This window comes from Mesorhizobium sp. Root157 (assembly GCF_001427385.1).
Taxonomy (GTDB): Bacteria; Pseudomonadota; Alphaproteobacteria; order Rhizobiales; family Rhizobiaceae; genus Mesorhizobium.
This window is the reverse complement of record NZ_LMGJ01000002.1, coordinates 1-13,674: the sequence shown is the minus strand read 5'-3', so window position 1 is coordinate 13,674 and position 13,674 is coordinate 1. Positions and strand designations below refer to the sequence as shown.

The window sequence follows — 13,674 nt, the reverse complement described above, 5'->3', positions numbered from 1 at the left end:
TTGAAGCGCGTGCACGATGTGGATGGCCTGGGCCTGGCAAAGACCTAACCTCGCGCTCGGCGTCAAATTTGGCCACTCGCGCTTGTGTGGCCGTTGACCAATATCTTAGGCGCACCCCCACCTACCCATGGTCTGGGAGCTTCATTCTCCCGGCAAGACGTGAGAAGCGTCCGGCCGCCACGAGACCCAGACCTTGGCACCGGGTTCGAGATTGAGCCGTTCAAGCTCGTCATGGCTCTTCTGCGCTTTAATCTCGATGTGTTCCGCGCCTTCCAGATGGATGACGGCGGTGGCACCGACGAATTCCTCGCCGACGACCGAGGCTTGGAGCCGATTCAGGCCGTCCGCGGGTGGCTGGTTGGAGAGTAGCACCCTGTCGCCAGAAACCACAAAGGTCGCCTTGTCGCCCTTAGAAAGGTGACGAGTCGCGTTGGACGCGACCTCGAACTCGCCGGCGGGGGTTGATATCCTGACAATGGCTTCGCTCACGTTGGAGACTTTGCCGGCGAAGATGTTGGAAGACCCAAGGAATTCGGCGACGAATCTCGTGCGTGGCGCGCGGTAGATATCTTGTGGGTTGCCGATCTGCTCGATGCGACCTCGGCTCATGATGACGACCCGGTCGGCCATGGAGAACGCTTCCGACTGGCTGTGCGTCACATAGACGAAGGTGATACCCAGTTCGCGCTGCAAGTTCGACAGCACCGTCTGCATGCGGATTTTCAGATGTGCATCGAGCGCCGACAGCGGTTCGTCCAGCAACAGGATCTGCGGCTCCGTGACTAGCGAGCGGGCTAGCGCCACGCGCTGGCGCTGGCCACCGGATAGATGCGCCACGTTGCGCTCGGCGAATTCGCCGATCTGCATGCGCTCCAGCCACTTGTCGACGCGCTTGCGGCGCTCGGACCGCTCGACACCGCGCATGCGCAGGCTGAACTCGATATTCTCACGCACCGTCAGAAAGGGGAAGAGCGCCAGGCTTTGCCAGACCATCGGCGTATCGCGCTGCCAGGTCGGCAGGTCGTTTATACGCTTGCCGCGAAGGCGGATTTCGCCTTCAGTCGGCGCCTCGAGCCCTGCCAGCATGCGCAGCGTCGTCGTCTTGCCGCAGCCGCTGGATCCCATGATGGCAAGGAATTCGCCCTGGCGGATGTCGAGGTTAAGTTTCTCGACGGCCACGAAACCGCCGAAGCGTTTCACGACGCCGTCAAAGACGACGAGGGCCTGGTCGATCATTGCGGGACTGCTCCGGTGTTTGTTGCGGCGGCGGGAGAGGCGCTGCGCTTAATGAGAAGGATTTGGGCGAGGATGATCAGTGTCATCGAGGCGAGGAAGACGAATGTGCCGATGACGTTGATACGCGGGCTGACCTGCCCCTGAAGGAAGCCAAGTACCTTGACGGGAAGGGTCTCGTTCAGGCCCGAAACGAACCAGGCGACGGCGAATTCGTCGAAGGAAACCGCCATGGTGATGAACAGCGAGGCCAGTATCGCAGGCCGGCAGAAAGGCAGGATGACGTGCCGCATCGCCATCCACTCGGTCGCACCGAGATTCCAGGCCGCCGCCTCCAGCGAAGGATCCATCTGCGACAGGCGCAACCGGCAGATCGCCATGGCGAAGGGCGCGCACATGACCACATGGGCGATGATGACCGAATAAATGGCGCCGGAAAGGTCGATGCTGGACAGGAAGGCAAGCATGGCAAGTCCCAGGATGACAACCGGGATCGTCGGCGGCAGCAGGGCGAGCGCGACATAGACCGTTTTGCCGAAAAAGTTGTAGCGGAAGTCCGTGTAGGCGGCGCCGAAGCCGATGACCGTGGCAATTGCCGAAACAACTGCTCCGGCGACCAGCGTATTGCGAAGTCCCTCCCATACCAGCGGGTCGGCCCACACGGCCTCGTACCAGATGGTTGAAAAGCCGCCGAGCGGGAGCGATGGGAATCGATCGACGTTAAACGAAAAGGCGAAGCTTGCCACAATCGGTGCAAAGATGAAGCCGAAAGACAACAGAACGTAGAGCTTCAGTGCCCAATCTACTGCCCTGTTTCGATTGAAGTCGTTCATCGTCCGCGCTCCCGATAGGCGAAGCTGACGGTAGCGAAAGCCACCGCAAGCAGGGTTGCGATCATGGTCAATGCAATGACCGCCGCGCGCGGCCATTGCTGGCCAGACTTGGTAGTGTCTGTGATGAGGATCGACAAGGTCGGTGGGTCGCCGCCACCGAGATAGAGCGGGCTGACGAAGTCGCCAAAGGTAAGGATGAAGCAGAATAGCGCCGCAATGACGAGACCTACCTTTGCAGCCGGAATGACCACCTCGAAGACAGTGCGCAAGCGACCGCAGCGCAGATTATGCGCCGCCTCGATCAACGTCCTGTCGACGAAGATCAGGCTGAACAATTGCAGCAGGACCACCAGGGGCAGGCTCAACGTCGCATAGCCAACCATCACGCCGAAGACCGAGTTCAGCATGCCAAACGGCCCCAGCCCGACTTTTGCCAGAAGCGCGTTGATGATGCCGTTGTCGGAAAGGAATATCTGCCAGGAATAGACGCGGACCAGATAGGAAGTGAAGAATGGGATGACCATCAGAAAGATCGCCCATCGCCGTGCTGTCTCCGACAGCTTGAACGCAACGGCGTAGGCGCAGGGAAACGCCAGCACACTTATGACGATCGCGGCCGAAGTGGACAGCAGGAAGGTGCGGAAATAGGCTTGCCAGAAGACACCGCGACCCAGCATCCTTGTCCAGTTATCCGGGTTGAGGTCCGGCACCATGCGGAAGTTCTGGACCGTCCAGAAGGAAAGCGCGACCAGAAAGATCAATGGCGCAAGAAAGAATAGCACCTGCCAGACCAACATTGGCAGCGAGAGCGTCAGACCGTAGAAAGTGATCGATTTCCGCATTACACAGTCCCGGCTGATGGGCTTGTCCGGGTGCCGCGGCGCGGAGACCCCGAATGAATGACAGGCGCATAGCCCGTCCAAAGTTCCGACATTTATCGCATGATGCACCAATCATGCGCGAAATAAATACCTGGAATACAGTCTGCCGGGAGGCGACGGCGCACTCGACCATGAGCGCGCCGTTAGTTCCAGATGCTAGGCTGCCTTGTATTCGGACCAGAAGTCGTTCCAGTCCTCTAAGCTCTGCTGAACCGGTAGTTGGCGATACTTGATGCGTCCCTTACGGATCAGTTCCATGGCGTTGTTGCTTTGGTCGAGCAGCATGCCTTGCCGCTTGGCTTCAGCCGGTGTTTCCTCGGCCAACAGTTTCCAACCCTTCTCATTCGGGATGAGGCACGGATAGGCCACCATGTTGGCCGATTTCACCTGGCCCTTGGGCGAGGTGATGTACTGGATCCACTTCTTGGCCAAGTCGCCCTTCGTGGTGCCTTTGCCGATGGAGAACGATTCCGTGAACTGCAGGCCGCCCTCCTCGGGAATGACGCTGCGCACCTTGGCGCCGTTGCGTTCCAGCGTGCCGGTGATCCAGTCGCCGATGCCGGCCATGGCCAGCATCTGCCCATTCTGAAGGGAAGAGAAGGTGCCGCCGTAGTCGAAGAACCCGCCGATTTGCGGGCGCAGGGTCATCGTCTTGTCCTGCAACGCCTGCCAAGCCGCAGCGTCTGTGTCGTAAGGCGAGGCGTTGCCGTTCAGCAGGCTGATCTGGCCTAGGTTCGGCAGGTGCCAGTCGAAGTGACCAACTTTACCCTTCAGCTTCTGGTCCCAGTAGACATTGTAAGTCGAGGCTTCCTTTTCGTTGATCGCTTCGGTGTTGAAGGCAACGCCCAGGAAGCCGAAGCGGGTGATGACCGAATAGAGGTCGTTGCCGACCCAGTGCCCCGGGAAGTGCTGGAATTCGGGGAAGAAATCGTCGAACGGGTAGTCGGCTGGATCCATTTTCTCAATATAGCCGGCAGCATTGAGCTGCTGGACATATTCCGCGTCTGAAAGGATCAGATCGAAGGTTCCGGGAGGCGATTGGGCGATCAGCCCAAGCATGTTGTCGCCGCCCGTGTAGTACTTCGGCTTGAACTTGACGTTGTTCTCGGCCTCAAATTCGGCCACCATGTCCGGCTCGGCATGGCCGTACCACGCGAGCATGGTAAGTTCGACAGGCTCGGCGAAGGCGAGCCGGCTAAGGAAGGGCGTGGCCAGCGCCGCGCCCCCTAATACACTTGCACCCTTCAGAATATCACGACGGGTACGCAAACCCGGCAGCATCTCCTTGATGGTCATTGCATTCCCCTTTTTGGTTGTTATTGCCGAGACGGTATGTAGCGCGGGTGCATTTGAAAAATTAATTCTCATAATCTTGTCATTTGCAGTGCTTATCTTCGATCGAGTTCGACGTTGCGTTTAACCGGATCTCCAGAGACGCCCGCCTCATCCAGCCGGGCAATGATGTGGTTGACAAGCCGGATGCCGGCATCCGATAGGCGCGGATGCTTGTAAAAAAGACCAACGCGAATTTCGGCAAGTGCGGGAAGGCCGTCATTTTCGTCCAGCACCCGCATGCCTGAAAGCATGGTGTAGCGGGTCATCGCGCTGACCCCAAGGCCGTTGATGACCGCATTCTGCAAGCCCGAGATACCGGGTCCCGTATAGGCGACGCGCCAGCGTAATTGTGCGGCGTCCAGCGCCTGGATCATACGCGCACGGTAGGCGCAGCCCTGGGGATGCGCGGCGAGCGGCACGCCGACCGTTGGATCGAAATGCATGCGGTCTGATGCTGCCCAGACCGGACGCTCGATCCACGATCGCGACAGATATTGGGCGCGTTCACCATTGACCATGGCTATCGCCAGATCGAGCTCGTCAGCCCGCAGCCGATCGAGAACGTCCGCGCTCCAGCCGCAATAAATTTCCAAGGATATCTCGGAATGCTGGCGTGTGTATTCGGTGATGACGCCCTGCAGGAAGGCCACAGCATAGTCGTTCGGCAGGCCAACACGAAGGACGCCGGAGAGCTTGCCGCGATTGAAATAGGAGGCAGCTTCATCGTTGAGCCTCAATATCTCGCGTGCGTAGCTCAGCAACATCTCGCCTTCCTTGGTCAGCAACAGAGAACGTCCGGCCTGCTTTATGAGAGGAGCGCCGATCAGTTGCTCCAGCCGCCGCATCTGCAGAGAGATAGCCGGTTGAGTGCGCCCCAGGGCATCGCCTGCTTTTGTATAGGCACCGAGATCGATGACCGACACAAAGGTTCGGAGCAGATCAGTCTGGAAGTTGGTTATGTTCCGCATGGATTTGGATTCCTCATACACGGATGATGATTATAAATTTCCCAAATCGCAAGGATGACCCCAAATCATTGGCGCATGAGCCAAAATGGGAGATGACCATGTCTCAAAAAACTGTATTCGCCGCCGAGATGGCTTGGCCGGACTATGACGCTCGCGTACGCGAAGGAAATGTTCCAATCCTGTTGCCGATTGGCTCGATGGAACAGCACGGCCATCACATGCCGATGAATGTAGACGTCCTGCTTCCCGTGGAGTTTGCCCGGCGCGTCGCCGAGCGCGTCGGCGCTCTGGTCGCCCCGCCTTTCACCTATGGCTACAAATCACACCAGAAATCGGGCGGCGGTAATCATCTGCCGGGAACCACAAGCCTCGACGGCGCGACCCTGATTGCGGCGCTCCGCGACGTCATCAAGGAATTCGCCCGTCATGGCGTGCGCCGCATCTGCCTGGTCAATGGGCATTTCGAGAATGCGTGGTTCATCGTCGAAGCCATCGATCTTGCGCTGCGTGAACTCAAATGGGGCGGCATTGACGACATGAAGATCGTTGTCCTCTCTTATTGGGATTTCGTGGACAAGGCCACGATCGGTCGTCTTTATCCGAACGGCTTTGCCGGCTGGGACATTGAACACGGTGGGGTACTCGAAACTTCGCTTATGCTGGCGCTCTACCCCCACCAAGTCAGCCTGGAACGGGCCGTCGATCATGCGCCCGCAAGCTTTCCGCCCTATGACGTCTATCCTCCCAAGCCGGAATGGACGCCCGTGAGTGGCACGTTGTCCTCTCCCAAGGACGCATCCGCCGAAAAGGGCGAACTGTTGCTCCATGTCTGCGTAGACGGCATCGTCCAAGCGCTGGAAAACGAATTCACTAGTTGAAAGATCGGGATGAAAAAGAGGAAAGCCGCGATGACATCGCGGCTTTCAGCATTCAATCAGAAGGGTCTTGAAGGTGGCGTCAATCGATTGTCGGTATCCTCATGCCCGTACCTTTCAGGAGGAGGCTCGGCGCCGCGCTTCCTCATCCCTGGGATCAAACGCCGCACGACTTCCAACAGAATGGAAAGTTCACGTGACCGTGCCAGGCAGGATCGGGTCGATGTGGATTCCGCGTCGGCCCATCGGTAAGGCAAGTCGTGTGGAATATGGGGAGCCACGATCGCCTCGCTTTAGTTGCTTATGACGTTGTGCTGCGGCCCGAACGGGAAGCCGGTGATGTTTTCGGCACCATCGTCCTTGACGATCAGGATATCGTGCTCGCGATAGCCGCCTGCTCCAGGCGTGCCTTCCGGCAGCATCACCATCGGCTCCATGGACACCACCATGCCAGGCTTCAGTTCGGTGTCGATGTCCTCGCGCAGTTCCACGCCCGCCTCGCGGCCGTAATAGTGGCAAAGTACGCCGAAGGAGTGGCCATAGCCAAAGGAACGATACTTCAAAAGGTCCCACTCGCGGTACATCTCGTTGAGCTCGATGGCGATGTCCTTGCAGCGCGCGCCAGGCTTGATCAATTCCAGCCCGCGGCGATGTACGGCGACGTTCTTCTCCCAGATATCGAGGCTGGCGTCGTCGACATGTTCGCAGAACAGTGTGCGCTCCAGTGCGGTGTAGTAGCCGAAAATCATCGGGAAGGTGTTGAGGGACAGGATGTCACCCGACTGCACGACACGGTTGGTGACCGGGTTGTGTGCGCCATCGGTGTTGATACCCGACTGGAACCAGGTCCAGGTGTCCATCAGTTCTACGAACGGAAACGACTTGGCAATTTCGCGGATCATGGCGTTTGTAGTGGCGATGGCGACTTCGTGCTCGGGCACGCCCGCCTTCACGGCCGCCACGCAGGCCGCGCCGCCGACGTCGCAGACCCGAGCGCCCTCGCGGATCAGTTTCTGTTCCTCGACCGACTTGACCGTGCGCATCCACATCGACGGCTGGCTGATGTCGACAAACTCGACGCCCGGCAGGGCTTCCTCGAGCTGGCGGCGGAAGTCGAGCGACACGTGGTCGAACTCGATGCCGACGCGCTTGGCGCCGGACATGAGCTGACGCACAGCACGATAGAAATTGTCTCGTCGCCAGTCGGTATAAGTGATGTTGTCGCTGGCGGAACGCCGCGAGGGCTGGCCGCCGTCGATTCCGGCCGAGAGGGTGGTGGCCTTATCGTGGTCGATAACCATGCCGTATTTGCGGCCAAAATAGCAGTAGAGCCAGCCCGAGTAGTAATTGATGCAATGGTAGGAAGTGAACAATGCCGCATCGACGCTGTTCTTCGCCATCCAGCCGCGCACGTCGTCCTGACGACGTTTCATCTCGGCATCCGAGAACGGCGAATATTCCTTCTCGCCATTGTGCCATTTCATCACATGTAACATGTCGTCGGTCATTTACGCTGCTCCATTTGCGGGGTTGGATGGAGCACAGGTTACCTACGGCAAAAGCATCAGGATAATTTATTCGTCTGATGGTCGCATTTTAAACAGTTATACCTTTCTGGTTTCTCCGACTAAGATTCACCGGCAATTAGCGCTGCAAATCGCGCTATAATCATTATTTATTTCTCATCCGATTCCGAGATCCCTACGGTCGGCGGGTTCCGTCATTGTGAGCAAAGGCAAGATGTACAATGGCAAGAAGGAGCACTCGCGTTTCGAAGAGAGAGATTCTCATGGATCCAGTTTGGGCTCTTTTTATCGATTTCGATGAACCTCCCTATGCGGGCAAGCGCGCACATGCGTGCGTTCAGCCGCAAACTCGAATGCCAGCCTTGAAGGGAGGGCCTCGTGTCTTGTTTCGAGCGCTGAAAGAAGCGTTACGAAGCCTTGTTTCGAGCCAATCGCGGAGCAAGACGGCGAATTGCATGTTCGGGCGGCGAGCGTCCTTCCGGACGCACAACGCGCGCTCTAACGCTTTGATCGAGCGCAGTAAAATCCTAAATTGGATTCCAAAAAGGGACCGATTTTTTAAGATACCACTGTGGCGTGCGTATGAGCGTAACGCATTCGCTAAAAACTCTCCTTCACCGTTTCGGTCGGAACCATTGGAGGCTACGCGATGACGCGCATAGCGGGGTGATCGACGAGGGCGACGACTGGACCGACCAGGAAGTCTGGCTGAAGGCCAGTTTGAGCCTTGACGTCACCGTCAAGGTCGTCGATCTCAAGCGCCAGATCGACGAGGCCAAAGAAATGCCAGCGCAGCCGAACGCAATCCGGCGGTTGCGCTTGAATGAACGGCCTGAGCAGGTCACGCGCTGACTCGACATGGCGGTGTGGGAAGAAGGCGGCCTTCCTGCCAACACCGACTGGCGCATCGTCAAACATGATCTCGACGAACTCGAACAGAAACTGCTGGGTCGCGAATGCTATGGCGGGCTTGACCTTGCCCGCGTCAACGATCTGTCGGCCTTCGTGTTGTTATTTCCGCCGACGTTGGATGAGGATCTCGGGGCGCTCGCCGGCAAATGGATTGTGCTCTGCCGCTTTTTCATTCCCGAGCACGATATCCTGCGTCGAGTGCGGCGCGACCGCGTGCCCTACGACATCTGGTGCGACCAGGGATTTTTGACCGCGACGCTCGGCAACGCCACTGACTTCGCCTTCGTCGAAAAAGAAGTCATCGAGTTGGCGTCACGCTACGATCTGCGCGTGCTTCCTATGACCGCACCTTCCCCGGCGAGATCGTCCAGCACCTACAAAAAGAGGGCTCGACGCTGGTCCCCGTCGGTCAGGGTTTTTCTAAGCGTGGCCGACCCCACGGCGGAACTGGAACGGCTGTCGGTCTCGCGCTCACTCTGGCATGGCGGTCACTCTGTGCCGCGTTGGAATGCCTCAAACGTTGCCGTTCGTCATGATCCGGCTGGCAACATCAAGCGGGACAAGGAGCGCTCGAGCGAGCGCCTCGACGGCATTGTCGCCATCTGCAATGCGCCCGGTCGAGCATCAGCCCGAGACGTCAACGCCGGCAGCTCGGCCTATGAGACCCGCGGCCTCCTGATGCTGTGAGGATAGACTATCGGACTACCAGTACGGGGATGGTTGTATGTGCCAGCACCTCGGACGTCTGGCTACCAAGAATGACCTTCCGTATGCCACGCCGCCCATGCGAGGACATTACTATGAGATCACAGTCTTTGAGCTTGGCAAACCTGACGATTGCTTCGGCAGGAGAATCGTCGATTTCGTGCACTAGATCTATGGTGACGCCATGCTCAGATCCGCGTTGCTCGATATATGCAAACCGGTCCTTCATGTTTGCATCTATCTGCTGGTCGTAGCGAGCGACGGGATCATCGATACCGCCCAGACGGGCAGCATTCTCCATTTCGGGGCGCAGAGGGTGCGAAACGGCCAAAACCGTAACATTCGCCTGGAGCGGCTTGGCAAGTGCCAGACCATGTTCAAGGCCCTTGCGGGCAAGTTCGGAGCCATCGGTAGCGATTAGAATGTGTTTGTACATTTACCCTCTCCGGTAGGAACTACTTTGATATCGTGCACGACACTGATCCAAAAACAAGCGTTCGAAAACCCATCAGACAAAGCGACGGCATCGTGATGCTGCGAACCGCAGCCAATCACGTTCAATGGCCACGTGGTTGGTAAATTTCGCAGCTGACGAAAGAAGCAATATGGCATTCTGATCGAACTGGTGTCACTTGGCACTTAATAATGAGAATGCCCATCCAATCATTTCAGAGGGTTGCTCCGGCACTTAATTTGATAACTGGCACGTAATTTGATAATCCAGCTTGGATTGCCACTTAATGTGAGAATTGAGTTCGCGGCGTTTTTCCTAGCGAGCCTGCCATGAATNTGTCACTTGGCACTTAATAATGAGAATGCCCATCCAATCATTTCAGAGGGTTGCTCCGGCACTTAATTTGATAACTGGCACGTAATTTGATAATCCAGCTTGGATTTTGCCACTTAATGTGAGAATTGAGTTCGCGGCGTTTTTCCTAGCGAGCCTGCCATGAATGTTCCTTTCCCTGACGAGATTGACGAGGCGCTTTGGGATGAAGCGTGCCGACGGGCAGATGCGATCCGTAGATTCCTGAGCGAACGAACCGGCAGTTCGACCACGGCAGAGGTTGCTGAACTCGCCGCCGAGATGGGTGTTAGCCAAGCGACGGCGTATAGGCTGATCAAGTTGCTCCGCGCCGGCGGCTCCATCCTGTCTCTGGTCGATCGCAAGCGCGGGCGGCCGGAGGGCCATCGTACCCTAGATGAGAGGCGGGAGGATGTCGTTCGCTCTACGATCAAAACGTTCTACTTGAAGCGGACCCGGCCGACCGTCTCGCAGTTGGTCCGGGACGTGCAGACAAACTGCATCTCGGTCGGGCTGAAGCCGCCGCATCGCCGAACGATTATCGCTCGCCTCGAGGATATCGACCTGCAGCGGCGAGCCAAACGGCGTGGCGAGAAGAAGATCGTGAAGGCGACGACGTCCGTTCCTGGATCGTTCGAAGTCTCGCGTCCCCTGGCAGTGGTGCAGATCGACCATACCAAGGCCGATATCTTCGTCGTCGACGAGGAAACCCGGCAGCCAATCGGACGGCCGTGGCTGACACTGGCGATGGATGTTTGCAGCCGCATGGTCACCGGGTTCTACCTTACGATGGATGCGCCGTCCCGACTATCGACCAGCCTGTGCCTGTTGCACTCCGTCTTCGACAAGTCAGCGTGGTTGAGGGAGCGCGAGATCACGGAGCCGTGGCCTGTCGCCGGCCTGCCAGATATGGTTCACGTCGACAACGGCGCCGACTTCCGCAGCCGGGCGTTCCAGCGCGGATGCCATGACGCCGGCATCGCGATTGACTGGCGGCCGCCGGGCAAGCCGCGTTTCGGCGGTCACATCGAGCGGCTGATCGGCACACAGATGGGGAGGCTGCATCTTCTACCCGGAACCACGTTCAGCAACGAACAGGAGCTCGGCGATTACGACTCGAAGAGGCATGCGGCACTGACCCTGAGGGAGCTCGAGCGCTACATCGCGCTCGACATCGTCGGCGCCTACCATCAATCGATCCACAGCAGTCTTGGCCGCCCGCCGATCGCGGTGTGGCGCGAACACGAAGGCGAGATTCCGCTCCGTCTGCCTCAGGACCGGCTACGCTTCTGGCTGACTTTCCTGCCAGAGCAAGAGCGGACGTTGAGGCCAGACGGGATTCATCTGTTCAAACTGCGCTACTGGTCGCCTGCGCTGAGCGCCGATGTCGGGAGTTCGGATCGGCGCCTACTCGTAAAATACGATCCGCGCGATATGGCACGCATCTTCGTCCGGCGGCCATCGGGAAACTTCGTGGAAGCCCGCTATGCCGATGTCACCTTGCCTTCGATCACACTCCATGAGGCGCTGACCGCCCGACGCACGCTGCTCGCGAAAGGTCGCCGTGAAGTCGACACCCGCGCCATCGTCCGCACCGCGATCACGCAGCGCGAACTCGTCGACGCGGCGGCCAGAAAGACGGCGGCGGCGAGGCGCGGAAAGATCCGCAGTTCTAAATCGAAAGTGGATGACGGTGGGTGGGGATCGCTTCGAGGCGTGGATTCCAGCAAACCCGTACCCTTTGTCGAGGATACGAACTGAGCTGGAGCAAATATGAGCGATGAGATCTCCCACTTGACCGCCGGCGCCGCAGCGCTGCTTGCCGAAACCGACGAACGCCGTATCCGCGCCATACGATCACGCCGCTGGGTGCTCTACCCGCGCGCCAAGCAGGCCCTCGATCGGCTGCGCCGGCTCCTCGACCATCCACGGGGCACGCGCATGCCGTCAGTCGCGATCTACGGCGACAGTGGCATGGGCAAGACGATGATCATGAAACGCTTCAGGGACGAACATCCGCCAAGCTTCAATCCGGTGACGGGTACGCTGAAGACACCGGTCCTTGCCATGGAGATGACCAGCCGGCCGGGCGAGCGGCGGTTCTACGCCGAACTGCTCACCCTCCTCGGTGCTCCGCAGCGCCCGCGCGCCGACATCGCCCAGATGGAGCAAGCCGCATTGCGGATCATGGAAGCGATCGGCGTGCAGGTGCTGGTGATCGACGAGGTGCACAACATCCTCGCTGGATCCTACCGTGAGCAGCGCATTGTCCTGAACACGCTGCGCTTCCTTAGCAACCGTCTCCAGATCTCGCTGGTCTGCTTCGGTGTTAACGAGGCCCGTGAAGCGATCGGCGGCGACGTTCAGCTTGCGCGTCGGTTCGAGCAGTTGACCTTGGGCCGATGGGCCGCCAACGAGCAGTTCGAGACACTTGTGGCGTCGATCCTGCGCAACACACCGCTGCGTCGGCCCTCGATGCTCACGCCGAAATCGCTGCGTCGGATCCTGCAGATTACCGAGGGCATCACCGCCAACATTTTCCAAATGATCAACAGCCTGGCGGCGGACGCCATCGAAAGCGGGCGTGAGCACATCACCGATGAGATGGTTGAGAATTGGGAGCCGGAATTCGATGCTGAGGCAGCGTTCGCATGATCGAGGACCCAATTCCGCGGCGACTACCGGTGATATTGCCGCCGCATCTTGATGAGCTCCTGTCGTCCTGGATTGGTCGGCATGCCTGCTTCTACGCTGTTCCGCCACTCGTCATGCTTCGACATTGCTTGCCGGAGGCCTCCTCATTGCGAGCAGCAGATCTCCATCTGAGCAGTGATCAGGAAATCCGCCTTGCGAGCATGTTATCCACGGATCCGGCTGTTATGCGCCGAATGAACTTCGGCAATGTCGTGCAATCATCGCATCGGCTCCTTGCCACGAGGCCAGCGCAGTACTGCACCGAATGCAGCCCTGGTGATGCGGAACCGGCGCCAATCCTGCGAAGCCAGTTGCTGGGCTGGCGCATCACGTGCCCTCTGTGTGGAAACCAACTCCGGGATGCCGGCGGGCGCGAACTCCCCTCCCCTTTCCGGCCATATCGAGGTGCGGCTCTTCGTGGCGAAAAGCTGCTCGATGATGAAGCCGAACGTGGTATCGGAACTTGGACATCGCCAGCCGACATTGCTCGGCTTCTCCTGATGCGACGCATTCCAACACCTATACCCCGCGAGCACGACCTTTGGCGCTTCCGGGTACTCGGCGCAATCATCCCCGATCTCGACCATGTCGTTGCCGAACAACAGGAGAATCTACCCACACCAGCAAAGCCGATCCTGGCGCTTCCCTTACGGCCGGCTCTGCTGGCCGGGGTAGCCATCGTCGAGCGTGCCGGACCGGAGATGCTCCGAATGCTGCGTGGTCACATGATGGGTGACAACAGGGTGAGATTTACTGACGCCGCCGAGAACATGATAGCCCGAGCTCGCTGGTCGAGAGCCTCGTCTCAAATGCAGTTAATTTGAGAATCAGATCGCCAAGATTCTCACAATTAAGTGCCAAACCTGCACCAAATCGGCGCATTCTCACATTTAAGTGCCAAACGACA

Annotated in this window: 13 protein-coding genes; 6 read left to right on the top strand and 7 right to left on the bottom strand. The window is 58.6% G+C overall.

The features are described from left to right. Nucleotides 1–141: 141 nt before the first annotated feature. From ASD64_RS02595 to ASD64_RS02575, 5 genes are all read right to left on the bottom strand, one after another. The gene (locus tag ASD64_RS02595; RefSeq protein WP_056100290.1) at nucleotides 142–1,236 is read right to left on the bottom strand and encodes an ABC transporter ATP-binding protein; all 1,095 of its coding nucleotides are present in this window, start codon (nucleotides 1,234–1,236) and stop codon (nucleotides 142–144) included. Then, nucleotides 1,233–2,066: an ABC transporter permease gene (locus tag ASD64_RS02590; protein ID WP_056100288.1), complete on the bottom strand. Its 834-nt coding sequence runs from the start codon at nucleotides 2,064–2,066 to the stop codon at nucleotides 1,233–1,235. The genes ASD64_RS02595 and ASD64_RS02590 overlap by 4 nt, the downstream gene beginning before the upstream one ends. After that, on the bottom strand, nucleotides 2,063–2,908 hold the full coding sequence (locus tag ASD64_RS02585; RefSeq protein ID WP_056100284.1) for an ABC transporter permease: 846 nt from the start codon (nucleotides 2,906–2,908) through the stop codon (nucleotides 2,063–2,065). Before ASD64_RS02585 ends, ASD64_RS02590 begins: the two co-directional genes overlap by 4 nt. A gap of 195 nt (nucleotides 2,909–3,103) precedes the next feature. Then, a complete protein-coding gene (locus tag ASD64_RS02580) occupies nucleotides 3,104–4,243 on the bottom strand; it encodes an extracellular solute-binding protein (RefSeq protein ID WP_056100280.1) in 1,140 nt (379 codons plus the stop codon). 92 nt (nucleotides 4,244–4,335) lie between these two features. Continuing rightward, entirely contained in the window at nucleotides 4,336–5,250 is a 915-nt protein-coding gene (locus ASD64_RS02575; protein ID WP_056100623.1) for a LysR substrate-binding domain-containing protein, read from the bottom strand. 98 nt (nucleotides 5,251–5,348) lie between these two features. Between ASD64_RS02575 and ASD64_RS02570 the strand changes: the two genes are divergently transcribed. Beyond that, nucleotides 5,349–6,128, top strand: a complete 780-nt coding sequence (locus ASD64_RS02570; protein WP_056100620.1) for a creatininase — start codon at nucleotides 5,349–5,351, stop codon at nucleotides 6,126–6,128. A 290-nt stretch (nucleotides 6,129–6,418) separates the two neighbouring features. On the opposite strand, the gene ASD64_RS02565 is transcribed toward ASD64_RS02570, so the two are convergent. Further along, complete coding sequence (locus ASD64_RS02565) at nucleotides 6,419–7,633, bottom strand: M24 family metallopeptidase (protein WP_056100277.1); 1,215 nt, start codon at nucleotides 7,631–7,633, stop codon at nucleotides 6,419–6,421. A 684-nt stretch (nucleotides 7,634–8,317) separates the two neighbouring features. Between ASD64_RS02565 and ASD64_RS02560 the strand changes: the two genes are divergently transcribed. Next, nucleotides 8,318–8,503 (top strand): hypothetical protein, encoded by a 186-nt coding sequence (locus ASD64_RS02560; protein WP_056100273.1) that lies wholly within the window; start codon nucleotides 8,318–8,320, stop codon nucleotides 8,501–8,503. Nucleotides 8,504–8,509: 6 nt separating this feature from the next. Further along, nucleotides 8,510–9,250, top strand: a complete 741-nt coding sequence (locus ASD64_RS02555; protein WP_056100270.1) for a terminase TerL endonuclease subunit — start codon at nucleotides 8,510–8,512, stop codon at nucleotides 9,248–9,250. Between the two features lie 7 nt (nucleotides 9,251–9,257). On the opposite strand, the gene ASD64_RS02550 is transcribed toward ASD64_RS02555, so the two are convergent. Continuing rightward, nucleotides 9,258–9,704 (bottom strand): universal stress protein, encoded by a 447-nt coding sequence (locus ASD64_RS02550; RefSeq protein ID WP_056100268.1) that lies wholly within the window; start codon nucleotides 9,702–9,704, stop codon nucleotides 9,258–9,260. A 513-nt stretch (nucleotides 9,705–10,217) separates the two neighbouring features. On the opposite strand from ASD64_RS02550, the gene ASD64_RS02545 reads away from it, so the two are divergent. From ASD64_RS02545 to ASD64_RS20330, 3 genes are read left to right on the top strand one after another with little or no spacing between them, the layout of a single operon-like run. Beyond that, nucleotides 10,218–11,834: a Mu transposase C-terminal domain-containing protein gene (locus tag ASD64_RS02545; RefSeq protein ID WP_056100265.1), complete on the top strand. Its 1,617-nt coding sequence runs from the start codon at nucleotides 10,218–10,220 to the stop codon at nucleotides 11,832–11,834. A gap of 12 nt (nucleotides 11,835–11,846) precedes the next feature. Further along, entirely contained in the window at nucleotides 11,847–12,728 is an 882-nt protein-coding gene (locus ASD64_RS02540; RefSeq protein WP_056100262.1) for a TniB family NTP-binding protein, read from the top strand. Then, a complete protein-coding gene (locus ASD64_RS20330) occupies nucleotides 12,725–13,591 on the top strand; it encodes a TniQ family protein (RefSeq protein WP_082549825.1) in 867 nt (288 codons plus the stop codon). The genes ASD64_RS02540 and ASD64_RS20330 overlap by 4 nt, the downstream gene beginning before the upstream one ends. Nucleotides 13,592–13,674: the final 83 nt, after the last annotated feature.